The organism is Parabacteroides sp. PFB2-10, from assembly GCF_029893085.1.
Lineage (GTDB): Bacteria > Bacteroidota > Bacteroidia > Bacteroidales > Tannerellaceae > QVMG01.
On record NZ_JARXWI010000017.1, the window covers coordinates 18,127 to 41,665 of the forward strand.

Annotated in this window: 18 protein-coding genes; 17 read left to right on the plus strand and 1 reads right to left on the minus strand. The window is 46.6% G+C overall.

The features are described from left to right. The first annotated feature begins 10 nt into the window (after window positions 1-10). The 11 genes from M2137_RS12510 (at window position 11) to M2137_RS12560 (ending at window position 11,227) form a co-directional block, all read left to right on the plus strand. Window positions 11-1,408, plus strand: a complete 1,398-nt coding sequence (locus M2137_RS12510; RefSeq protein ID WP_280766823.1) for a Gfo/Idh/MocA family oxidoreductase — start codon at window positions 11-13, stop codon at window positions 1,406-1,408. A gap of 5 nt (window positions 1,409-1,413) precedes the next feature. Further along, complete coding sequence (locus M2137_RS12515) at window positions 1,414-2,358, plus strand: sugar phosphate isomerase/epimerase (RefSeq protein ID WP_280766787.1); 945 nt, start codon at window positions 1,414-1,416, stop codon at window positions 2,356-2,358. A 25-nt stretch (window positions 2,359-2,383) separates the two neighbouring features. Further along, complete coding sequence (locus tag M2137_RS12520) at window positions 2,384-3,064, plus strand: helix-turn-helix transcriptional regulator (protein ID WP_280766824.1); 681 nt, start codon at window positions 2,384-2,386, stop codon at window positions 3,062-3,064. Window positions 3,065-3,080: 16 nt separating this feature from the next. Further along, entirely contained in the window at window positions 3,081-3,662 is a 582-nt protein-coding gene (locus M2137_RS12525; protein ID WP_280766788.1) for a LuxR C-terminal-related transcriptional regulator, read from the plus strand. A 53-nt stretch (window positions 3,663-3,715) separates the two neighbouring features. Beyond that, on the plus strand, window positions 3,716-4,102 hold the full coding sequence (locus tag M2137_RS12530; RefSeq protein ID WP_280766789.1) for a DUF2007 domain-containing protein: 387 nt from the start codon (window positions 3,716-3,718) through the stop codon (window positions 4,100-4,102). 12 nt (window positions 4,103-4,114) lie between these two features. Further along, on the plus strand, window positions 4,115-4,294 hold the full coding sequence (locus M2137_RS12535; RefSeq protein WP_280766790.1) for a hypothetical protein: 180 nt from the start codon (window positions 4,115-4,117) through the stop codon (window positions 4,292-4,294). A gap of 162 nt (window positions 4,295-4,456) precedes the next feature. Then, window positions 4,457-5,791 (plus strand): NADP-specific glutamate dehydrogenase, encoded by a 1,335-nt coding sequence (locus M2137_RS12540; protein ID WP_280766791.1) that lies wholly within the window; start codon window positions 4,457-4,459, stop codon window positions 5,789-5,791. A 333-nt stretch (window positions 5,792-6,124) separates the two neighbouring features. After that, window positions 6,125-8,269, plus strand: coding sequence for an AAA family ATPase (locus tag M2137_RS12545; protein WP_280766792.1), 2,145 nt, complete (start codon window positions 6,125-6,127; stop codon window positions 8,267-8,269). A gap of 66 nt (window positions 8,270-8,335) precedes the next feature. After that, window positions 8,336-9,409 carry a CorA family divalent cation transporter gene (locus M2137_RS12550; protein WP_280766793.1) on the plus strand — a complete coding sequence of 358 codons (1,074 nt, stop codon included), beginning with the start codon at window positions 8,336-8,338 and terminating at the stop codon, window positions 9,407-9,409. Then, window positions 9,400-10,419 carry a L,D-transpeptidase gene (locus M2137_RS12555; protein WP_280766794.1) on the plus strand — a complete coding sequence of 340 codons (1,020 nt, stop codon included), beginning with the start codon at window positions 9,400-9,402 and terminating at the stop codon, window positions 10,417-10,419. Before M2137_RS12550 ends, M2137_RS12555 begins: the two co-directional genes overlap by 10 nt. A gap of 100 nt (window positions 10,420-10,519) precedes the next feature. Continuing rightward, window positions 10,520-11,227, plus strand: coding sequence for a murein L,D-transpeptidase catalytic domain family protein (locus M2137_RS12560; RefSeq protein ID WP_280766795.1), 708 nt, complete (start codon window positions 10,520-10,522; stop codon window positions 11,225-11,227). A gap of 8 nt (window positions 11,228-11,235) precedes the next feature. Here M2137_RS12560 and M2137_RS12565 read toward each other — a convergent pair whose 3' ends face one another. Beyond that, complete coding sequence (locus tag M2137_RS12565; RefSeq protein WP_280766796.1) at window positions 11,236-12,249, minus strand: LacI family DNA-binding transcriptional regulator; 1,014 nt, start codon at window positions 12,247-12,249, stop codon at window positions 11,236-11,238. 270 nt (window positions 12,250-12,519) lie between these two features. Between M2137_RS12565 and M2137_RS12570 the strand changes: the two genes are divergently transcribed. From M2137_RS12570 to M2137_RS12595, 6 genes are all read left to right on the plus strand, one after another. Further along, window positions 12,520-13,608, plus strand: coding sequence for a glycosyl hydrolase 53 family protein (locus M2137_RS12570; protein ID WP_280766825.1), 1,089 nt, complete (start codon window positions 12,520-12,522; stop codon window positions 13,606-13,608). Between the two features lie 69 nt (window positions 13,609-13,677). Continuing rightward, window positions 13,678-16,755, plus strand: coding sequence for a TonB-dependent receptor (locus M2137_RS12575; RefSeq protein WP_280766797.1), 3,078 nt, complete (start codon window positions 13,678-13,680; stop codon window positions 16,753-16,755). Window positions 16,756-16,776: 21 nt separating this feature from the next. Next, a complete protein-coding gene (locus M2137_RS12580) occupies window positions 16,777-18,390 on the plus strand; it encodes a RagB/SusD family nutrient uptake outer membrane protein (protein WP_280766798.1) in 1,614 nt (537 codons plus the stop codon). 19 nt (window positions 18,391-18,409) lie between these two features. Next, window positions 18,410-19,579, plus strand: a complete 1,170-nt coding sequence (locus M2137_RS12585) for a SusE domain-containing protein (RefSeq protein WP_280766799.1) — start codon at window positions 18,410-18,412, stop codon at window positions 19,577-19,579. A 21-nt stretch (window positions 19,580-19,600) separates the two neighbouring features. Next, window positions 19,601-20,965: a DUF5115 domain-containing protein gene (locus tag M2137_RS12590; protein ID WP_280766800.1), complete on the plus strand. Its 1,365-nt coding sequence runs from the start codon at window positions 19,601-19,603 to the stop codon at window positions 20,963-20,965. A gap of 77 nt (window positions 20,966-21,042) precedes the next feature. Beyond that, window positions 21,043-23,532 (plus strand): alpha-amylase family glycosyl hydrolase, encoded by a 2,490-nt coding sequence (locus M2137_RS12595; RefSeq protein ID WP_280766801.1) that lies wholly within the window; start codon window positions 21,043-21,045, stop codon window positions 23,530-23,532. Window positions 23,533-23,539: the final 7 nt, after the last annotated feature.

Consider the following 23,539-nt stretch of genomic DNA (forward strand, 5'->3'; position numbering starts at 1 on the left):
ATAATCTATTATCATGAAAAAAGGAAGTATTAGCAGAAGATCATTTTTGAAAAGCTCAGCGGCAGCAGGTGCTTTAGGCGTTATCGGAACAGGTGGCGCGGCAACAGTATTGACCTCTTGTGATGGCGGAAAAGAACCGGCTATCAAACCTCTGAAGGAACCGGGAACCTATTATATCCCTGATTTGGATATGGACAAGGCGGCCGATGGGAAAGAGCTGAAAGCCGGGGTGATCGGTTGTGGTGGTCGTGGTTCGGGTGCGGCGTTCAATTGGTTGAATGCGGCCGATGGCGTAACCATTACAGCGCTTTGCGATACTTTCAAAGAGAGAGTTGACAGCTTGGCTAAAAGACTGAAGGAAGAGAAAGAGATTGATATTCCGGAAAATATGCGTTTTGTTGGTTTGGATGCCTACAAACAACTTATTGATAGTGGTGTAGATGTGGTAATCGTTGCCACACCACCTAATTTCCGTCCGATTCATTTTGAATATGCGACGCAGAAAAACAAACATTCTTTCCTGGAAAAACCGATTTGTGTAGATCCAGCCGGCTATCGCACCATCGTTGCAACAGCCAAACAGGCGGCAGCGAAGAACCTGCGTGTTATTACAGGAACACAACGCCATCACCAACGCAGCTATGTAGAATCCTATAAGAAAATAATGGAAGGCATGATCGGCGAGATCACCGGTGGTGTTGTTTATTGGAATGGCGGTAAATTGTGGCATCGCGATCGTCAAACAGGTTGGACCGATGCTGAATGGATGATCAAAGACTGGGTGAACTGGAAATGGCTTTCGGGAGACCATATCGTGGAGCAACACGTACATAATATAGATGTATTTACCTGGTTCAGCGGATTGAAACCGGTAAGTGCTGTTGGTTTCGGATCGCGTCAGCGCCGTGTAACGGGTGACCAGTTCGATAATTTCAGTGTCGACTTCGTGATGGAGAATGGTATTCACCTGCATAGTATGTGTCGTCAGATCGATGGTTGTGCGAATAATGTGAGTGAATTTATTCAGGGAACCAAAGGAACCTGGTGGGGGAATCAAGGTCGTGATGCTATTATCAAAGATTTGCAGGGTAATGTGCTCTGGAGCTGGGATAAAGCTGTCGAAGACGAGAACTACAAACAAGTAGACCCCTATACATTAGAGCATGTGAACTGGATCAATGCCATTCGTCAGAACAAACCGCTGGAACAGGCTTCCGAAACAGCTATCTCCAATATGATGGCTATCATGGGACGCGAGTCGGCTTATACCGGAAAAGAAACTACTTGGGATGAAATGACTGCATCGCCGCTGGATTATATGCCGGAGGATCTAAATCTGGGTAAAATGGACATGAGTACCTTTACCGTTCCTGTTGCAGGAAAAGCCTATGTGCCAAGAAATAAGTAAATAGTATGGGATTAGATAGAAGAAACTTTTTGAGAACCGGTCTGTCGACAGTAGCCATCGCCTCTGTTGGCGGCGCCTCTTTGGCTGCGTGTGCTGGGAAAGCATCTTCCAAAGAAGAGGAAGCCTGTTCTGGAGCCTGCTGTAAAAGCAATATTGAACTGAAGATCTCTTTCCAGGAAGGAACCGCTCCGGGCAAAGACCTGAATGAGAAGTTCGATTATATGGAGAAACTGGGCGTCGTTGGTTTCGAGCCGGGTGGACGCCGATTGAAAGAGCGTGTGCCGGAAATAAAGGAAGCACTGAATGGCCGTAACATTAAAGTAAGTGCTATTTGCGCCGGTTTCCAGGGTTTTATCCTGTCGACCGATCCGGAAGTGCGCAAGCTCTGCATGGACACCATGAAAGAGATTATGGCCGCCGCCGGAGAGCTGGGGTCGACGGGTGTGATCATTGTGCCGGCCTTCAACAGCCAGCAACCAGCTATGCCGCACACACAGGAGACACGTGACTTCCTCTGTGAGCAGTTTACCGAGATGGGGAACTTCGCCGTAGAGCATGGTACCACCGTTATCTTCGAACCCTTGAACCGCCGGGAGGCCTTCTATCTGCGCCAGGTAGCCGATGCCGCGTCACTCTGTCGCGACATCAATAACCCCGGCGTGAAGTGTATGGGTGACTTCTGGCATATGACGCATGAGGAAACCTGTGATATGGGCGCCTTCCTCTCGGCCGGAAAAGAATACCTGCAACACGTACACATCGCTAGTCGCAAGCGCCGCTCTATGCCGGGCGAAGACGGAGAGGCTGATCAATACGTGAATGGCTTCAAAGCCTTGAAGATGCTTGGGTACGATAAGTATGTAAGTTTCGAGTGCGGCTCTCAGGGAGAAAAGGAAGTGACTGTCCCTGCTGCTGTGGAACTCATGCGCAAACAATGGGAAGAAGCTTAAGAATATGGCATTAGTATACGCTAATATGCAAATGAGTGAGGTGGTCGAAGAGTACCCCTCACTCATTCCTGTTTTAAATCGTTTCGGTATCCGTCTGGGCTTGGGCGATAAGCCGGTCGATACGATATGTAAGGAAAACGGCCTGGATACGGACTTTGTCCTTACGGTTATTAATACCTTCCTGAACGAAGAGTATTTCCCGGAAAAGAAACTGCGCACGTTCCATACGTCGCAGATCATTGACTACCTGACAAAGACCAACCTCTATTACGAACGCTATCAGTTGCCCAATATCGAACGCCACCTGAACTCTTTCATTTCCATCAGCAACCCGGAAAACCCCACCCTACTCCTGATCGGCAAGTTTTTCAACTCTTTTAAAGACGAACTAAAAACACGTATCATGCACGACAAGGAGAAATGGTTTCCCTATTGCCTCCAGTTGAGTCGCCAACTGGCTCCCCTTTCGGAAGAGGAAGAGATCCTGCGCCTGCAGAACGAAGGCAATGAGGAGGATGCGATCGAGGCTCTTCTGTTCGACCTGAAGAGTATTATGGTGCGCCATCTTTCGGGCGATTACGATGAAAACCTATGTTATGCCGTGATTTTCGGCGTGAGCAGCCTGGAAAAGGATATCAAACAACATAACCGCATACGCTATCGGATACTGATGCCGATGGTGGCCGCGATGGAAAAACTTCGCTAAGTAAGCCTTAACCGAGATGCCCCTTCACAACAAACAGATTGCCCTTGTGTTAACCGATACGCTCCAGCGCATCGGTCTCCGGTATGTATTGAACGAGTATTTCCCCTCTCTTTGCGTCTATAGCTGTGATTGCCCGGAGGCATTGTCCGATACGGTGGACTATTATGTGACTACGGCAGATACCTTTCTGATATATGCCGACTTCTTTTTGCCGCGGCGCAACAAAACACTTCTGTTGATTGATCGCTACGAGGAGTCCGCTTTCCCGGGGTCAGCCCCCACGAATCATTACATATATAAGAATATTTCGCAAGAGGCATTGATCGAAAAGCTCCAACTCTTCTTTACGGCGGAAGCTTCCGTACTTTCGCAGGGAGAGGGCAACAAAGACCTCTCCGCGCGTGAAACCGATGTGCTTCAACTGATCGTCAAAGGCATCACCAACAAAGAGATTGCCGACAAATTGAATATCAGCCTGAATACCGTCTTGACACACCGCAAGAATATCACCGCCAAGCTCGGCATAAAAACCGTATCCGGACTCACCTTCTACGCCCTGATGAACGGGCTTGTCTCCGGGGATGAAATAGAAATCTAAAACTTTGTAATTCCGCCCGAAAAGCTGTTCCTTTGTATAAAAAGAACAGTAGTATGGATAATATGGTAGAAGTGGCTCGGTTTACGCGCCCAACGGATGCACACGCCTTGGCATCCCTGTTACAATCGGAAGGCATTGAATGTTATGTGCGTAATGAATTGACATCACAAACGCTGGGCTTGATCGACTTGGGCGGCGTCCGGGTAGAGCTGTTGGAGAGCGATGTGCAGCGTGCCTTGCAGGTGATGCTTGACAACGGTTACGAGATCCCCCGTGAAGACGAACAACCGGAAGAGATCAAAACCGTATCGGGCATCGCCAGACAGTTTCCTTTCCTTCGTCGGTTTTCGCCGGAAAAGCAAATCATCTTATTATTCCTCCTTGTTGCCGTTCTTTTGGCAGCGCTACTCTTTTTGTATCCTCTTTTGGTAAAAAACTAACAAAATGTCACGATGGCGCGCAGAAAAATATCAAAAAGTCAAGCCGTATGCATCATCCTTTTGTGGGGAGTTCTGTGTTATATGTTGCTTGCGTACAGTGAAAAAATAACCTTCAACGTCCTGTTTGCCCTGGTATCCTCGGCTATTATTGTATTTGTTCCTTTGTATAAGAATATGCGGAACAAGGATTGACATAAGTGTTCGTAAAACGACCGTATTTCTGACGAAATGCTATTTTTTTAGCCTTTTTGCTTTCTTTTGTTTGTTTGTTTTTAATAATTGCTTACCTTTGTGCCGCTATTCGAATGGCTTTTCCGACAAACAATTTGTATAACATCCAAATAAAAACAAATCATGAAAGCGAATGAAGTTTTAGAGAATCTGAAAAGAAGATTCCCCAATGAACCTGAGTATCATCAAGCCGTAGCCGAAGTCTTAGCCTCCATTGAAGAAGAATACAATAAACACCCGGAATTTGAAAATGCAAACCTGATCGAGCGTCTTTGTATACCCGATCGCGTTTTTTCTTTCCGCGTGACCTGGACAGATGATAAAGGCAAGGTACACACCAATATGGCGTACCGCATTCAGCACAACAACGCAATTGGCCCGTATAAAGGCGGTATGCGCTTTCATGCTTCTGTAAATCTCTCCATTTTGAAATTCCTTGCGTTCGAACAAACCTTCAAAAACTCACTGACAACCCTCCCTATGGGTGGCGGCAAGGGTGGATCCGATTTCAATCCGAAAGGCAAATCAAATGCGGAAATCATGCGTTTCTGCCAGGCTCTTATGTTGGAATTGTGGCGTCAGATCGGTCCCGACACCGATGTACCTGCCGGCGATATCGGCGTAGGCGGACGCGAAGTGGCCTATATGTATGGTATGTATAAGAAATTGGCACGCGAGAATACCGGCACATTTACCGGTAAAGGAATTGAATTCGGCGGTTCATTGATCCGTCCGGAGGCAACCGGTTACGGAAATGTCTATTTCCTATTGGAAATGCTGAAGACACGCCATATCGATATCAAAGGAAAAGTGGTAGCCGTTTCCGGTTCGGGAAATGTGGCACAATACACGGTTCAGAAATTGATTGAACTGGGTGCTAAAGTGGTAACCCTGTCGGATTCCAATGGATACATCTACGATCCGGACGGCATCGATAGCGAAAAATTAGCTTATGTCATGGAACTTAAGAACCTCTATCGCGGTCGTATCAAAGAATATGCCGAGACATACGGTTGCAAATATGTGGAAGGCGCACGTCCATGGGGAGAGAAATGTGATATCGCCCTGCCCAGCGCAACGCAGAACGAATTGACCGGCGAGGATGCAAAAGCCCTGTTGGCCAATGGATGTATTGCCGTTTCCGAAGGAGCGAATATGCCCTCTACGCCGGAAGCCATCGATGCGTTCCTGGCAGCGAAGATCCTGTATGCCCCGGGTAAAGCGGCCAATGCCGGTGGGGTGGCTACATCCGGTCTGGAGATGACCCAGAACGCGATGAAGCTAAGCTGGAGTGCTGAAGAGGTAGATGAAAAGCTGAAAGGCATTATGAAGTCTATTCATGCACAATGTACGAAATACGGAACCCAAGCGGATGGTTATGTCGACTATGTGAAAGGCGCCAATGTGGCGGGATTCATGAAAGTCTCCAAAGCCATGATGGCTCAGGGTATCCTTTAAATACGATACACTTTAAAGTTTACGTTTTTTATTTGCATAAAATGAGAAAAGGCGCCTGCGAAGGCGTCTTTTTTTGTTTTTCCAAAATATCATTTTGTCAAAACCGCGGGAGAATTTTTCCGAAAACCCGGGACTTTGGAGACAAACTCCCGGGAGAAACATTTTTTAACAAACCGAAGTGTAAGTAAAAGAGGGGCAAATCGTTCGGAATCGACCTTTTTTGCTTACACTTCGATTTTTAAGATTTGGACGGAAAAAGGGCTGTTTCTTGTCATCTCCTTGTTTGAAAAGGATAGAATGGTTACTTTTGACTTCGACAAAAAAACGACCAACATGACACAAACGGACGCACAGGCTACGCTTGCGTTGGATTATATCCGGAACACCGATACGAATCTATTCCTGACCGGGCGGGCGGGCACAGGAAAAACGACCTTTCTCCGTCGCCTGAAAGATCTTTCGCCCAAGCGCATGATCGTGGTGGCTCCGACGGGGGTGGCCGCTATCAATGCCGGTGGGGTGACGATTCACTCCTTTTTCCAATTGCCGTTTGGTCCTTATATTCCGGGAAGTGCCACGAAACAAAAGGATTTCCAGCATAAATTCAACCGGGAGAAGATACGGATCATCCGCACACTCGACCTGTTGGTAATCGACGAGGTCAGCATGGTGCGCGCCGATCTGTTGGATGCAATCAGCGATGTGTTATGTCATTACCGGAACACCACCCGCCCGTTCGGAGGAGTTCAATTACTGTTGATCGGCGATCTGCAGCAATTAGCGCCTGTGGCGAAAGACGAAGAATGGGATCTGTTGCAACACCATTATCCTTCGCCCTATTTCTTCGACAGCCAGGCATTGTACAAAAGCGAGTACCACAGTATTGAACTGACGCATGTCTACCGCCAACGGGATGATGATTTTGTGGAGTTGCTTAATAAGATACGCGATAACCGCCCCGACGAAGCGACGCTGCGGCAACTGAATGCCCGCTATATTCCGCAGTTCACTCCTCCCGAGGAAGAGGATTATATCACCCTGACCACCCATAACTACCAGGCGAATCAACTGAATCAACACAAGCTGGCGGCACTTTCGACAGAACCCTATCGTTTTTATGCGACCCAAGAGGGCGACTATCCCGCCTATCTCTATCCGACAGACGAGGTATTGGAACTAAAGAAGGGCGCCCAGGTGATGTTTATCAAAAATGATTCTTCCGCGGAAAAGCAATACTACAACGGAAAAATCGGGCGGATCACCCAGATCAATGCCGATCATATCTTAGTGACGGATAAAGAGGGGGTACGGATCGAGGTCAACCGGGAGACCTGGCAAAACATGAAGTACACCATCCATCCGGAAAACGGAGAGATATCCGAAGAGGTGATCGGTGCTTTCACCCAGTATCCCTTGAAAACAGCCTGGGCCATCACCATCCACAAGAGCCAGGGCTTGACTTTTGAACGCGCCATTATCGACGCGGCATCGGCCTTCTCGCACGGACAGGTGTATGTGGCATTGAGCCGTTGCCGAACATTAGAAGGCATGGTGTTGAACAGCCCCATCTCGCAGCGGGCATTGGTGAGCGACGACCGGATCGACCGCTACACGACATCGCTCGACGAACGACAGGCCAACCGCCATTATCTGCAGGAGGCACAACACGAATACTTCCTGAAACTGGTGGTCGAACTCTTTCAGTTCGAAACCATCCAGCAACGTCTTCAATATGTAACCCATCTGTTGAACAACCATGCCGTCAAATTATACCCCGACCTCTGCCGCCGCTATTCGGAACATCGGGATCAATTCCGCACGGATGTGACCGAGGTGGGACTGCGCTTCCAACAGCAGTTGCGCCGTATGATCACCACCCAACCGAATTACCAGGAAGATCCTTCGATACAGGAACGCATCCAAAAAGGGGCGGAATACTTCTTGCAGCAACTCGAAGCCTACAATCACTCGTTCCTGAAAGCCGCCGATCCCGATATCGACAACAAAGAGGCGCGGAAGCAAATCAAAAAGGCGGTGGCCGCTTTGGCGGAAGAACTGCACCTGAAACGCACGACACTTCTTGCCAGCCGCGACGGATTCAGTACCGCTAAATACCTCTCAGCAAAGGCCAAATCTCAATTGGAACAACCCACCCCCGCCACATCAAAAAAGAAACGGAGCGAAAGCAACTCGCGCAAAGCGGCAAAAGCCGAAACCGAAGAGGCCTTATCCGATGATATCCGCCACCCGGAATTGATGGCTACCCTCAAGCACTGGCGTTACGAAGAAGCCTCTCAACACGGACTGCCTGCCTACACCGTATTGCAGCAAAAAGCCCTGATCGGCATCGCCAACCTATTGCCTTCGTCCGAAAGGGAATTATTACTGATCCCGGGCATCGGAAAGAAGGTGGCCGACCGATACGGAGAGACGCTGTTGCAAATGATCCTATCCTACCGCGCAGCAAAAGGCATATAATCAAGACTTTCAAAAACAAACGGCCTTCCCGGGTTGTTTCAATAATAGGAATACAATTTATCCGTTATGCAAAACAACAAAGAAGTGCAGCATCGCCATACCAATCGCTATTTTTCCGACAAGTATGTGTATGCGGGTCAACACGACACGCCCACCACGATACGGCTGATCCAATATCATGCCGAAGGCATGGAAAAGAAAAACGTAAGCCTTAACACCTCCTCTTTCAGGGAGTTGACAAAGGGTGACCGTATCAGTTGGTTTCAGATACAGGGCATGACGGATGCAGCGACCATCAGCCGCTTGTTGCAAGAGTTTGGTGTGCGCAATATCGACATCCGGGATATCCTGACCCCTCACCATGTGGTGAAAATCGATGATAACGAAGATAATGTTTTGGTCGTTATGAATAGCTGCTCGATGAATCACAAGAACCGGGTGGCTTCCGAACATATTGGCATCATAATAAAGGAACGGGTAGTGATCACGCTGACAGAAAGCAACGCGCCGCTATTTAAGAATGTAGAAAACGGCCTAAAGAATAATATACTGGACATCCGTACACAAAAGAGCGGCCTGTTGTTGGCTTTTCTGTTGAATTCCATTCTGGTGGATATCATCGAGGTGGCGGCCAAAGTAGAGGTACTGTTGGAAAAGCTCGAAGATGGCCTGTTAGCTCCAACACCTACCCCTATGAATCATATCGGACAGTATATTCAGGAATGCCGCCATGCCAATCTGATCATACGGAAGAATACCTATCCGTTGAAAGAGGATTTCCCGAAACTGATCCGTCCGAAGCAAAATATGATCGATGGCGAACTGGTTGCCCTGTTCGACGATTTGTTCGACCAATTGAAATACGCAATTCAGACATCAGAAAACAATAAAGAGATTCTCTCTTCATTGATGGATCTGTATTCCTCGAACAATGATTTGAAAATGAACCGGGTGATGAAGCGCCTGACGGTGGTATCGACACTGTTTATTCCCATTACCTTCCTGGTAGGGCTGTGGGGAATGAATTTCAAGTATATGCCTGAACTGGACTGGGAGTATGGCTACCTGGTTTCTTTAGGTATTATTCTGATCACAGGTGTTGGCACCTGGTTATTTATGAAGAAAAAGAGATGGATATAAAAATCAACATAGTACCCAAGCTGTTCGCCCTATTTGTTGGGGTCACCGTAGCGTGTACACCCCTGGTGAACGAGAGAGCGAATGAAACTGCATCAGCTGCCGACTCCCTTCTGGTAGAAGAGGAGAAGGAACCGGCATTTACCCGCGACCGAATCGTGATCGAAAAGGAACTGGCATACGACCAATACACCCTGGACGACACCTATCCTTACCGCGACACTACCCGTATGGTGCAATGGGAAACGATCAGAGACCGCCTCTTCTTTCTCGATTCCATCCAGCAGGAGCCTGCCGTGTGGGGAGTTGTTCAAAACTATAAGAACCTGAATGGCGAAGCGCCCCTGATCCGAAAATGGCATAGGGATGAATATAAATTGGTGGCCGATGACTGGGGCGTAGCCCGCTATCAGTCGGTGCCGCTCTATGCGGTATATGATCGCGATACGGCGGAGAGATATCTTCGGGATGGTTCCTTGGTCAAGATAATCGAGCAGGATTCTACGGCGTTTACGCGTGTGGAAACTGTGTGGATCGGCGGAGAATGGCTGGTGCCCAATAAATACCTGAAAGTGATTGGTGACACGGTGAGTTTTCATCACACCGTCGTGGTCGACCGGGAAAATCAAAACATTATCACGCTCGAAAAGGTCGATTCCGTATGGTACGCACGGAGTATTAACCCGGCAACCACCGGATTGCATCAGCCCCCGTACGGACACGCGACGCCGATCGGTATGTTTGTCATTCAGGAGAAGAAACCCAAAATGATCTACCTGAAAGACGGTTCCTCGGCACTCGGTGGGTTTGCCCCGCATGCCAGCCGGTTTACCAATGGAGCCTACCTGCATGGCGTTCCGGTGAATGCGCCCCGTACATCCCAGATAGAATACAGCCAGACATTAGGCACTACGCCGCGTTCGCATATGTGTGTCCGTAATGCCACCTCGCATGCCAAATTCATCTATGACTGGGCACCGACACTGGCTTCGATTGTTTTTGTGATCGAATAACGATATTCGTCAGACTGCTAATGAATCCAAATAATACTTAACGCAAAGCGCTTCTCTCTGCCTATTTATATACATTTGTCGAAATGTATGCAAGGAGAAGATGCAAAGGCTGCTACTAATTATTATTCTATACCTGCTTCCTACTGTTCCTGTATGTGATTATGTAGAATTAGACACGCCCGATCCGGTCGTGCCCGGTTATGATCTTTTATACCGGCAGATGCAGATGGAAGGGAAAGTCAGCCGGGAAGCATTTATGCAGGCCGTAACCGGCTTTTACAGTCTCGGGAACTGCCAGAAAGAGATCCTGACCCTGATCGATTTCTCCAAGCCATCTACGGAAGAACGCCTATATGTGATCGACATGAAACAAAAGGAACTGCTTTACTCCTCACATGTTTCTCATGGACGTAATAGCGGCGATAACTGGGCCACCTCCTTCTCCAACGAACCAGGCTCTTATAAGAGTTCACTCGGTTTTTACAGGACTGACGGCACCTACCAAGGCAAAAACGGCTATTCCCTCTTATTGAACGGATTGGAGAAAGGCATTAACGACAAGGCAAGAGAGCGGGCGGTAGTTATGCACGGCGCCCCCTACTCCGACCCTTCGGTGATCCGTTACGCCGGCAGACTGGGACGTAGCCAGGGATGTCCGGCTTTACCTTTGAAAATCAGCAAAACCATTATCGACACCATCAAACAGGGTTCTATCCTCTTTATCTATTCCGAGGATCCGACTTACGCCGAAAATAGTCCTGTTTTAGCTACAGCCTTGCAGAGCCAGCAGCCCCCTTTGCATACGTAATCAATTATTTACCGGGTAGAATCGCGCACAATCAGTTTGGTTTTGATAATCCGGCTGGCAATCTCTTCGTCGCTTCTTTTCCCACGAATGCGGTCTAACAAAAGACGCATCGCTGTCGTGCCTACTTCATAGCCATGCTGATCGACGGAGGTGAGCGTTGGGTCACTTAACTCGCAAATCGAATTATTGGTAAAACCGCACACTGCAATTTCTTCAGGCACACGATAGCCTAACTTTTTGGCCACATTCAAAATGCCAATCGCAGTTTCATCATTCACGGCAAAGAAAGCGTCGGGAGGTTCCGGTAGGGCTAAGAGTTTTTCGGTCATCGATAACGCGTCGTGATAATTATCGCACACCACTATAAAATCCGGATTGATTGCTACCCCATTCTTAAACAGAGCATCTTCATACCCCATGCGACGATTGTTTGAAATAACCAATTGAGAGGTGGATCCATAAAAAGCAATCCGCCGGCATCCGCTTTTCACCAAGTAATCGACCGCGGAATAGACTCCGTTATAATCATCCACCACCACCCGGTCGGTCAGTATGCCTTTACAGATACGGTCAAAAAAGACCATGGGGATCCCATTATCAGCCAATTCCTGAAAATGGTCGTAAGTCGATGTTGACTTAGCTACCGACGAGAGAACGCCACACACATGAGCCTCCAGCATGGCTTGCACACATTTGACCTCGCGCTCATGGTTTTCCCTGCTATGGCTCACCAGAATACGGTAGCCCTCTTTCTCTGCTTCATCTTCTATACCCGAAAGCACGGAGGAAAAGAAATAATGAACCATTTCCGGCAGGATCACGCCGATTGTCTTATTCCGGTTCGTTCGAAGGCTCGTTGCCAACGGGTTGGGTCGGTAGTTGTGTTTTTTGGCGTATGTCGTAACCATCTCTTTGGTTTCCCGGCTGATATCCGGGTGATCAGACAAAGAGCGTGACACGGTAGAAGGGGAAATAGCTAATGCTTTCGCTATATCTTTAATAGTAATCTGTCTTTTTTCCATGGTATTCTTTTCAGCACTTTTCAAAGATATGAAATTCATTGATTTCCGGCAAACAATTACGCAAACGATTCCGGTAACGTTTGCATAACAGAAATTCTGCTTTGTTAAACAATTTAACATTTACAACTGTTTTATTGATATACATTTGCAGAAATTGAAATCTTTACCTGAAACCAATCGTAAGATTGTCTAATGCATGAAACAAAAGATGAAATCTAATCTAACCAGAGCATTCATAAAACCATTTATAGTATGAGATTCTACAAGAACATGAAAAACGTAAAGCGATTAGCTTTCCTCTCTTGCATCGCTCTTGTGTTAGTAGCGTGCAACAGCAATAAAAATTCGGAATCCGACTCTGAAGAAGAGCAAACCCCAACGATTGAATTTGCCAAAGGGGCAGACATTAGCTGGGTGACAGAAATGGAACAAAAGGGCATGAAGTTCTATCATGCGAACGGTGTTGAAGCCGATTGTTTCCGTTTGATGAAAGAGTTGGGTTTGAACGCGATCAGGCTCCGGGTTTGGGTTGATCCTACGGCGCATGGGAACTGGTGCAACAAAGAAGATGTGTTGGCAAAAGCAAAACGGACAAAAGCGTTAGGCATGGATGTGATGGTGAATTTCCATTATAGTGACTGGTGGGCTGACCCGGGAAAACAAAATATTCCTGCCGCATGGGCTTCCTATTCGTATGAAGAAATGAAAGCTGCAGTGGCAGATCATACGACGGAGGTATTGCAACTATTAAAAGATAACCAAATCACTCCGAAATGGGTGCAGATTGGCAATGAAACCAGTAATGGTCTCTTGTGGCCTATGGGGTTAGCCGATAAAAATCCGGAACAATATGCCGGATTATTTGCCGCCGGATATAATGCAGCCAAAAAAGTATTCCCGGAAACGATTGCCATGGTACACCTGGATAATGGTTTTGACGAAGAACTATATCGTTGGAATTTAGATATTTTGAAAAACAATGGAGCCACATGGGATATGGTCGGTATGTCGCTCTATCCTTACTGGGCCAAAGAAAGTGGTAAAGAGACCTCGGCAGACAAAGTCATTACGGATTGTATCGCTAATATTAAAAAGGTAAGCGAAAGATATAGCTGTGACGTGATGCTTGCAGAAACAGGCATGGAGTGTGCCGACGATCAAGGAAAACTGGTAAATGCATCGGTATTAAACGCGGGCAAAACCATGTTGACCCGTATCATTACCGAATGCCGTGACAACACAAACGGACGTTGCAAAGGAGTCTTCTATTGGGAGCCGGAATGCCGTCCAAGCCAATATCGACTGGGCGCATTTACTGAAGAGGGCTATCCTACCGCTATCATGGATGCCTTCAAGTGATTCTCTCCTTTTAAGTTGTATTTAATTTTAACAAAGGTACTCAGTATTTCTAATTAAATTTATAAATGAATGAAGCAAGTTAATCTTAGAATCTGTCAAACGATTCTGACCCTAATCTTAGGGCTATTCTTGTCTGTTGGCACTTATGCACAGGACATTACCGTAAAAGGGCAGGTAAAAGACGCCTCGGGAATGGAAGTGATAGGCGCGAATATCGTGGAAAAAGAGAACCCCACCAAGGGTACAATCACCGACTATGATGGTAATTTTACATTAACCGTTCCGAAAGGTACTACATTAACCATTTCTTATATTGGTTATAAGACACAGGATATAGTTGTTGATCAACCCACACTGGTGGTTATACTGCAAGATGACACCGAACTATTGAGCGAAGTAGTGGTGATCGGGTATGGGGTAGCCCGCAAAAACGACCTGACCGGTTCGGTTACCGCTATCAAACCGGATGAGATGAACAAAGGACTTGTAACAACTCCCCAGGATATGTTGCAAGGAAAAATCGCCGGTGTGAGTGTCATCAACGGAGGGGGAGAACCGGGTGGTGGTGCTACCATCCGTATTCGCGGGGGATCCTCTCTGAACGCCTCCAATGACCCGTTGATTGTGATCGACGGATTGGCCATGGATAATTATGGTGTACAGGGGCTATCCAACCCGCTGGCGTTAGTAAACCCGGCCGACATCGAAACCTTCACTGTACTGAAAGATGCTTCCGCCACAGCGATCTATGGTTCGCGTGCCTCGAATGGGGTTATCTTAATCACCACAAAGAAAGGGCAACGCAATTCCAAACCACGCATTTCGTATAATGGGAATGTATCGGTCAGCATGGTGACCAATAAAGTTGATATGTTGGATAGCAAAGAATATGTGGACTTTGTTCAGAATCTGTATGGCTATACGGACGAAGAGTTCCTTACTAGTCCGGAATATGCCTCTTTAGGTTATGTCGATGCACAGGGGAACCATGTTTTTGCCAATACAGACTGGCAGGATGAGATCTACCGTACGGCTGTCAGTACAGACCATAACCTGACAATAGCAGGAGGTTTGAAAAATATGCCTTACCGCATTTCTGTCGGATACACCAATCAGGACGGGATTTTAAAAACTTCCAGTTTTGAGCGTTATACGGCCAGCGTGAATCTTTCCCCCTCTTTTATTGATGACCACTTGAAGATTAACTTCAACGCGAAGGGGATGTATTCAAAAACGACCTATGCCAATACAGGCGCTATCGGAGGAGCTGCTTCGATGGATCCGACCAAACCGGTATATGGAGGCACCGAGTTTTATGATAAGAATTTCGGAGGCTACTGGCAATGGGCCGAACCTGTAACCCGTGAGGATGACCCGGAATGGGGATATCAGATCAATACCCTGGCACCTGTCAATCCGGTTTCTCTGTTGAACACCACTTCCGACAAAGGTCGTTCGAAAGTGTTGATGGGTAATTTTGAAGCTGACTATAAGGTACACGGATTGGAAGATTTGCATCTGCACGTGAATGCGGGTATGGATATTGCTACGGGTAAGTCCAACAAGCATTACTCACGTTACAATGAGCCTAACTACTATTTCGGCAGTACTGGATGGAACACACAAGACACCTATAACCTTTCTTTGAATATGTATGCCCAATACATGAAAGACTTCGGCGAGAATCATCATTTTGATATCATGGGAGGTTATGAATGGCAGCATTTCCGTAAAGAAACGGACTATTATTACTATGGCACCTATCCTCAATCCAGTCTGAGTCACGCAGGTGAGATATACAACCCATCGGAGAATACACTTTACAAAACGGAGAACTACCTGGTTTCTTTCTTTGGGCGTATGAATTATTCTTTGCTTAATCGTTACCTGTTTACCTTCACATTGCGTGATGACGGTTCTTCTCGTTTTTCCAAGAAAAACCGCTGGGGATTGTTCCCATCTGCCGCTTTGGCATGGAAGGTGAAAGAAGAGAGTTTCCTTAGAGAGGTGGATGCGATTTCCGAATTAAAATTCCGTATTGGTTTTGGTGCAACAGGCCAGCAGGAAGGTATTGGTGATTACACCTATTTTGCGTCCTATACACCGAATTCAGAAGGCGCCTATTACCCTATTCTGGGAGATGGGGTAACCTATCGTCCAGATGCCTACAACAGCAATTTGACCTGGGAAAAGACGACCACTTATAATATTGGTCTGGATTGGGGCTTCTTCGATAATCGCTTTACGGCTAATATAGACTACTACTATCGTAAAACAACAGACCTGATCAATAATGTATATGTAGCCGCCGGTTCAAACTTCAAAAACAAGGTAACCAGCAATATCGGTTCGCTGCACAACCAGGGTATTGAGTTCGCTATGAACTGGAGAGCCATTCAACAGCAGGATTGGCTTTGGGAGATAGGATTTAACCTGACGCATAACACCAATGAGATTGATGAACTGGTGAAAAGTACGAGTGACAAATACATTATCAACCATGGTGGTATTGCCGTGGGTGACGCTGGTACAAATGGTATCAAAGGCTGGTCGGTTGGTGAAGCGGTTTCCGCTTTCCATACCTATCAACAGGTATATGATGAGAATGGCCAACCCCTCGAAGGTGAATTTGTCGATCGCGATGGAAATGGTATTATCAACAACAATGACCGTTATTTCTACAAGAAAGCGGACGCCGACGTATTGTTAGGATTGACATCCAAGATGATTTATAAAAATTGGGATTTCGGCTTCTCTCTTCGCGCCAGCTTAGGCAATTATGCTTATAATGCTGTCGATTGTAACCGTTCCAACCTGTCGATCTCCGGTATCTATTCCGGAAGTGCCTGGCATAATATCCCGCAAATGGCAGTGGACAAAAACTGGAAGAATGTGAGCAGTATGGATGCTCTTTCCGACTACTTTATTCAGAATGCTTCTTTCCTGAAATGTGATAATATCACGTTGGGCTATTCTTTCGACAAGCTGTTTGGACAAAATATCAGCGGACGTACCTACCTTACGGCGCAGAATGTATTTACTATCTCCAAATACAAAGGAATTGATCCGGAGATTAGTGGTGGATACGACGGCAGTATTTATCCGCGTCCTTTCGTTGGTATTTTCGGACTTAGTCTTAATTTCTAATCATTAAAAAACAAGAATAATATGAAATTCTATAATATAAAATCATTTATTCCGGTTATGGTTTTGGTCTTTACAATGGGGTTCTCCTCTTGTATCGGAGACCTGGATGTGAGTCCTATCAATCCACAACAAACCATGACTCTGAACCAAGATGCTCTTTTTAATAAAATATATGCCAGTTTCTGTCTAACTGGTCAGAAAGGGCCGAGTGACAATGGAGATATTGAAGATGTTGACGAAGGACGTTCCGAATTTTTCCGTATGGCATGGAATCTGAATGAACTTACCTCAGACGAGGCGCACTGGATTTGGTTGACAGATACCGGTATTGACGAAATGCTTCATAACACCTATGGAGCAAATGCAGACTTCTCTGCTGGACTTTATTATCGTCTTTACTTTACTATTACATTGTGTAATTTCTTTTTAGAACAGGTGCCGGATGAAGGCGGCGACAGCTCTATGCAACGGGCGGAAGTTCGTTTTATCCGTGCTCTGCAATATTATTATGTGATGGATTTATATGGTAATGCTGCTTTCACCGAAACTGTATCTTCCGAATTGGCAGAGCGATATACCCGTCCTCAGTTTTTTGATTATATAGAAAAGGAATTGACAGAATGTGAAACCGAAATGGCATCACCTGGGCAAAACACTTACGGCCGCGTGGATAAAGTGGCTGCCTGGAATCTATTGTCTCGTCTTTATCTGAATGCAGAAGTATATACCGGAACAGCTCAATGGCAAAAAGCCCTGGATTATGCCGGCAAGGTGATCGATAATGGCTATTATCACCTGTGTACGACCGGCACGACCAATCCGGTGACAGGTGAGAAATATTCAGCTTACCAGATGCTTTTCCTGGCCGACAACGACACAAACGGCGCCCAATACGAGAACATATTCCCGGTTTTATTCGATGGCGTAACCACGAAGAGTTATGGGGGCACGAATTTCCTGATCCTCTCCACCTATAGTTCAACCATGGACACGAACGTGCCTTCCGGAACAGACAATAGCTGGGGTAAATGTACACGCGTACGTAAACAATTGCTTGATAAGTTCTATACCTCTGCTCCTCCGACAGGAAAAACGGTAGCCGTGATGACGACAGCGGCCAATGACGACCGGGCTCTGTTCTATGGTGATGGATTCACCGCCTCTATCGAAGATGAAACCGATGCCAATGCAGGCTTTGCTTGTATTAAGTTCCGTAACGTTCGTTCCGACGGACAATCCAATCAGGAGATTAAATTTGTAAACACCGACCTGGGTCTGTTCCGTATCGCGGAAGCATACCTTACGTACGCCGAAGCATCTACTCGCTTGAATGGCGCTAACGCGGATGCGAAAGAGAAGATCAATGCATTGCGTGGCCGGGCAAATGCCGCTCAGAAGAATCTTTATTCGCTGGAAGATATTTGTGATGAATGGTCCAGAGAATTCTGGTTTGAAGGTCGCCGCCGCATGGATCTGGTTCGTTTCGGACGATATGCAGGCCAAGCTTCTTATAAATGGGAATGGATGGGTGGCACCTATGCCGGTGCACAGTTTGCCAATAGTAAAAGTATTTTTGGAATTCCCGAAAATGATAGGGCAAACAATCCTAATCTGATTCAGAATCCGGGGTATTAATTTAATAAAGGAAAAAACGATGAAAAAATATTTATATGCTTCGTTACTGGCGGGTGTCGTACTATTCTCTGCCTGTTCTGACGACAGGGATTCCAACCCAACAGTACAACAGCCCGACTCTTTTGAACTAAACATGCCTGCTTTGGGTGGTAATACGTACGACTTGGAGAACACCACTTCAATCAACCTGACTTATAAACAACCTGATTATGGCTATACGGCACCTGTTACTTACTACGTGCAGGTATCTCTTAACAACACATGGAATGATGCCACATCCGCCGAAGCAGATGATGCTACCTACGTGGAGTTGGATGGATCCATGAATGAATGTGAGTTTCCGGCTGCAGCCGTTCAGATCAACAAGGCGATTATGAAGTTGGGAGACTATACGGATGAAAGCCTGTTGCCCAGCGATCCGATGACACTCTATGTGAGAATGAAAGCAAACTTATATTCCGGTTATGAATGTTTCTCGAATGTATTGGAACTTTCCGTTCGTCCCTATTTCATGGCGTTAATTGCTGCCGATCCTGAATTATGGTATCTGATTGGCGGTTGTATCGGCGATGGTTCGTGGGGATCGGAAATCGGTAAGGCTGTCATGCCCATGTCTCCAGTGGAAGGATTCAAATATGATGAATCGACAGGACAAGGTGAATTGGTTTATTCAGGGTATTTCCTGAGTTCACAAGGATTCAAGATTGTGAAAGTGCCGGGAGCCTGGGATGAACAATGGGGAGGTGAAAACAATGATATCACCAAGCCTTATAAGAAAGATGCCGCTGGAGAAGGCGGTGACTTCAAAGTACCTGCCGACGGATACTACCTCATCACGTTGAATACAAAGAGTAACACACTCTCTATCGTGAAGACAGATGCTCCAAAGTACTCCTATGATCACCTATTTATTTCCGGTGACTTCAATGGTTGGGCTACCGATGTGCAGCTAACACCGATCAATACGGTAGAAGGTGTGATCAATCACAACTGGCGATTTGAACTGGATGCAACAGGTGGTGATACGACAGCGAAGTTCTTGTATGACGGTTGGACGCCTAACTGGGGTGGATCGGAATTCCCCTTTGGCTTTGGTGTCAATGGAGGAGCGAATATTCCTGTTGCTGCCGGCAACTATGTGGTGGTCTTTAATGACATTGATGGCTATTATCATTTCTTTAGTAAATAACAATAGAACAATAAAAACAATATGAATAAGACATTATTATATGGTTTACTTCTCACATTCGTCACATTTTTCGGATGTAAGGGAGAGTATGACGATTGGGCAGCCCCACAGGGATTTGAAGCGGAAGAAGCAGTTAGTGTTTCTTTGTCGGCCACTGCGACTGCAGCAATCAAAATAGCAGAGGTAGAAACGGAAACAGTTTCTCTGTTTACCCCTACTGCGACAATACCCGAAGGTGCTTCTGTTGTTTCCTACAGCGTTATGTTGGATGGGAAAAAGGAGTTGGAAGCAGACTTAAGTGGAAAAGTTTCTACGGAAGAGTTAATTAATGCTGTGACTGAGCTCTATGGGAAACGCCCGGTAGAAAGAACTGTATCAGCTGTGGTTGCCGCCCAAATCAAACAAAACGAGGTAGGGCTGTATGCCAAGTCGGCAGCTTTTAATGTATTGGTTACCCTGGAGGCACCTGTTATATCAACAGCCTATTACCTGGTAGGCGATATGGTCGGTTGGGGTGCTGATGCTATGATAACGTTTAACCATAGCGGCAAGGATGTATACGAAGATCCGGTATTTACGATCACCTTCACGACAACAGCGGAAAACCAGTACTGGAAAATCATCCCGCAAGAGAATGTTGATGATGATTTCTGGAAGAATCCAGGTGTTGTTGGCCCGGCTGTAAATGGTGATACCAGCCTGGAAGGCGCCTTGATAAACGACGGTGCACAAGCCGGTATGATAGAAGAAGCAGGTATGTATAAGATGACATTGAATATGATGGATTATACCTACACGCTTCAGAAACTCGCTTTCGGAGAATTCATCTATATCCCGGGGAATCATCAAGGCTGGGCTCCGGCAAACGCTCCTGCTTTGCGTGGTGCTTCTTATGATGGTAAGTACGAAGGGTTCTGTTATCTAAATGGTGAATTCAAATTTACGAAAGAGCGTAACTGGGATGCTGAGTACAATTATACTGACTTTATCACCTTCAGCGAAGGCATTACACAAGGTGGCAGTACGAATATCAATATGTCAACAGCAGGATTTTACCAGCTGGTTGCCGATGTCGCCAATGGATCCCTGACAGCATCAGCCGTTTCCTGGGGCATCATTGGTGATGCTACCGCTGATGGTTGGGACGCTGATCAGGATATGAGTTGGGATGCTGATAAGAAATGCTTCACGGCCACCTTGACACTGACAGATGGTTCCATCAAATTCCGCGCAAACGACGGATGGGATATCAACCTGGGTGGCACTGCTGACAACCTGTCACAAGATGGTGATAACCTCTCTGTTACGGCCGGCACCTATTACATCGAGCTTTATCTGGAACGCACCGATTCAGAGAATATGTATTGCACGATCACGAAGCAATAAAAGGAAATATCGTTTAGGTTATTTATCCGGGGGCTGATCCTCAAGAGGATTAGCCCCCCTTTTTTAAATATTATATCATGAGAAAAAATAGTCTCATTTATCTTTTTCTCCTTAGTCTTTTATCCTTAAACGCTCAGGTTAGTACAACTTCAGTCAACTTTTCCGATCAAGAGGCCATCGAGGTGATCTTCAACGCTGCCGAAGGATCAAAGGGGTTGATGGGGTATACCGGTGATGTATATGCCCATACGGGAGTGATTACCGATCAAAGCAGTACCAATCAGGATTGGAAATATGCCCCTACCTGGGGAGATAACAGTGCCAAATATAAACTAACCTCCCTGGGTGACAACCGTTGGAAGCTATCTATCACCCCGAGTATTCGCGCCTATTATGGCGTTCCTGAAGGAGAAAAAATCCTGAAGCTGGCATTTGTTTTCCGCAGTTCGGATACTAAAAAGGAGGGGAAAGGGCCGGGTAACAGCGATTTGTTCCTGAACCTGAACGAAGAGGCTTTTACACCTACCACACCCGTAATAAAAGAAAGACCTGAGGGCATAACCGATGGCATCAACTATGTGGACGATCAAACCGTCACACTATTGATCTATGCGCCGGAGAAAGAACATATTCACCTGATGGGTGACTTCAACGACTGGACGAAAGACAATGCCTACCAGTTGTATAAAGACGGTGATTACTGGTGGTACACCCTGACCGGGTTGGAGAAAGGAAAGGAATATGGTTTTCAATACCTTATTGACAACTCCTTTAAGATTGGCGACGCCTATTGCGAAAAGATTTTAGATCCGCGCTTTGATGGTGATATTGCTGCTTCCGTCTATCCAAACCTGAAGCCTTATCCCAACAAAACGGAAGATATCGTCTCCGTTTTGCAACCGGGCAAACAAGCTTACAATTGGAAAACCAAAGATTTCCAAACACCAGCCAAAGAGGAATTAGTCATATACGAATTGCTTATACGCGACTTCACGGAGGAAGGGACGATTGCTGCTGTCCAGGAAAAGTTGGATTACATCGAGTCGCTGGGTGTGAACGCGATCGAACTGATGCCTATCCAGGAGTTTGACGGAAACGATAGTTGGGGATACAACCCCTGCTTCTTCTTCGCGGCCGACAAAGCCTACGGAACACCGGAAGCCTATAAAGCCTTTATCGACGAAGCACACCGCAGAGGTATGGCCATTATCTTAGACATTGTATTCAATCATGCCACCGGACAGCATCCTTTCGCGCGGCTCTATTGGGGGGGAGATGCCCCAGCGGCCGATAATCCCTGGTTCAACGTGACGGCTCCCCATCCTTACAATGTATTCAACGACTTTAACCATGAGTATGCCGGGACAAAGACCTACTTCAAACGGGTATTGACCTACTGGTTGGAAGAGTATAAGGTAGATGGTTTTCGATTCGACCTGACCAAAGGATTTACACAGAACAAATCGACCGAGTCTACGGCTGCCAATTATGATGCCTCCCGCGTCGCTATACTCAAGAATTACAACGATCATGTCAAAGGAGTTAAACAGGATGCCATTGTGATCTTCGAACACTTCTGCGATAACCGCGAAGAATTGGAGCTGGCGCAAGACGGTGTCCTGTTGTGGAATAACCTGAACAAAGCATATGCCGAAAGTAATATGGGTTGGAAAAACGCCGAAAGCAGCCTGAACCGGGGAAGCTATTCGGATCGTAATTGGACCATTCCGGCCTTGCTGACCTATAGCGAAAGCCATGACGAAGAACGGCTGATGTATAAGATGCAGCAGTATGGTAAAGAGACAATAAGAAACGACAAAGCCCTGCGTATGCAACGGGCAGCCCTGGGAGCCGCCTTCCTGTTCTGCACGCCGGGACCTAAAATGATCTGGCAATTTGGTGAAATAGGATATGATATTTCCATCGAACAGAATGGCCGAACAGGCAAGAAACCGGTCTTATGGGAATATTACGACGAACCGGAACGCAAAGAGCTGTATAACACTTACAGTGCATTGATCGACTTCCGTATGGAGAACCCCGACCTGTTTGCTTCGCCGACGAAGATAACCATGCAGACTACGGCCACCGACTGGGACAACGGGCGGGCTATCCGCCTGGAAAGTGAAGAAAAAGATCTTGTCCTCTTAGGAAATTTCACGGAGAAAGAGATAGAGCTCTATCCCGGGTTTACCCAGAGTGGAAGCTGGGACGTATTGTTCTCAGAGACTCCTTACACCGTCACCGAAGAGACCAAAAACAAAAAAGTAACGCTTCCGCCTCACTCGTTCAGGTTGTATTCTCTCGACAAAGAAACATCTGGCACGATCGGTATCGATTCCGAAGAAGAGACTCCTGATTGGCAATACGACCCCATCACCGAAGAGTTCTCCGTATCCTCCACACATGCTGTCGATGAAATTCATCTGTACACTGTCAGCGGCGCAAAGGTAGGGGAATGGAGACAAACCAACAGTTGCCTGCTTCAACCATTTATTTCAGACATCTATATCCTGCAGATAAAAACGGGAGGTAAACTGCACACGCATAAATTTATCAAACCATAACGTAATA

Coding starts and splice junctions, on each gene's coding strand:
- M2137_RS12580 (WP_280766798.1), top strand. CDS start 16,777: ATGAAATTCTATAATATAAAATCATTTATTCCGGTTATGGTTTTGGTC.
- M2137_RS12515 (WP_280766787.1), top strand. CDS start 1,414: ATGGGATTAGATAGAAGAAACTTTTTGAGAACCGGTCTGTCGACAGTA.
- M2137_RS12565 (WP_280766796.1), bottom strand. CDS start 12,249: ATGGAAAAAAGACAGATTACTATTAAAGATATAGCGAAAGCATTAGCT.
- M2137_RS12555 (WP_280766794.1), top strand. CDS start 9,400: ATGGATATAAAAATCAACATAGTACCCAAGCTGTTCGCCCTATTTGTT.
- M2137_RS12550 (WP_280766793.1), top strand. CDS start 8,336: ATGCAAAACAACAAAGAAGTGCAGCATCGCCATACCAATCGCTATTTT.
- M2137_RS12570 (WP_280766825.1), top strand. CDS start 12,520: ATGAAAAACGTAAAGCGATTAGCTTTCCTCTCTTGCATCGCTCTTGTG.
- M2137_RS12590 (WP_280766800.1), top strand. CDS start 19,601: ATGAATAAGACATTATTATATGGTTTACTTCTCACATTCGTCACATTT.
- M2137_RS12520 (WP_280766824.1), top strand. CDS start 2,384: ATGCAAATGAGTGAGGTGGTCGAAGAGTACCCCTCACTCATTCCTGTT.
- M2137_RS12575 (WP_280766797.1), top strand. CDS start 13,678: ATGAAGCAAGTTAATCTTAGAATCTGTCAAACGATTCTGACCCTAATC.
- M2137_RS12530 (WP_280766789.1), top strand. CDS start 3,716: ATGGATAATATGGTAGAAGTGGCTCGGTTTACGCGCCCAACGGATGCA.
- M2137_RS12535 (WP_280766790.1), top strand. CDS start 4,115: ATGGCGCGCAGAAAAATATCAAAAAGTCAAGCCGTATGCATCATCCTT.
- M2137_RS12560 (WP_280766795.1), top strand. CDS start 10,520: ATGCAAAGGCTGCTACTAATTATTATTCTATACCTGCTTCCTACTGTT.
- M2137_RS12545 (WP_280766792.1), top strand. CDS start 6,125: ATGACACAAACGGACGCACAGGCTACGCTTGCGTTGGATTATATCCGG.
- M2137_RS12540 (WP_280766791.1), top strand. CDS start 4,457: ATGAAAGCGAATGAAGTTTTAGAGAATCTGAAAAGAAGATTCCCCAAT.
- M2137_RS12595 (WP_280766801.1), top strand. CDS start 21,043: ATGAGAAAAAATAGTCTCATTTATCTTTTTCTCCTTAGTCTTTTATCC.
- M2137_RS12525 (WP_280766788.1), top strand. CDS start 3,081: ATGCCCCTTCACAACAAACAGATTGCCCTTGTGTTAACCGATACGCTC.
- M2137_RS12585 (WP_280766799.1), top strand. CDS start 18,410: ATGAAAAAATATTTATATGCTTCGTTACTGGCGGGTGTCGTACTATTC.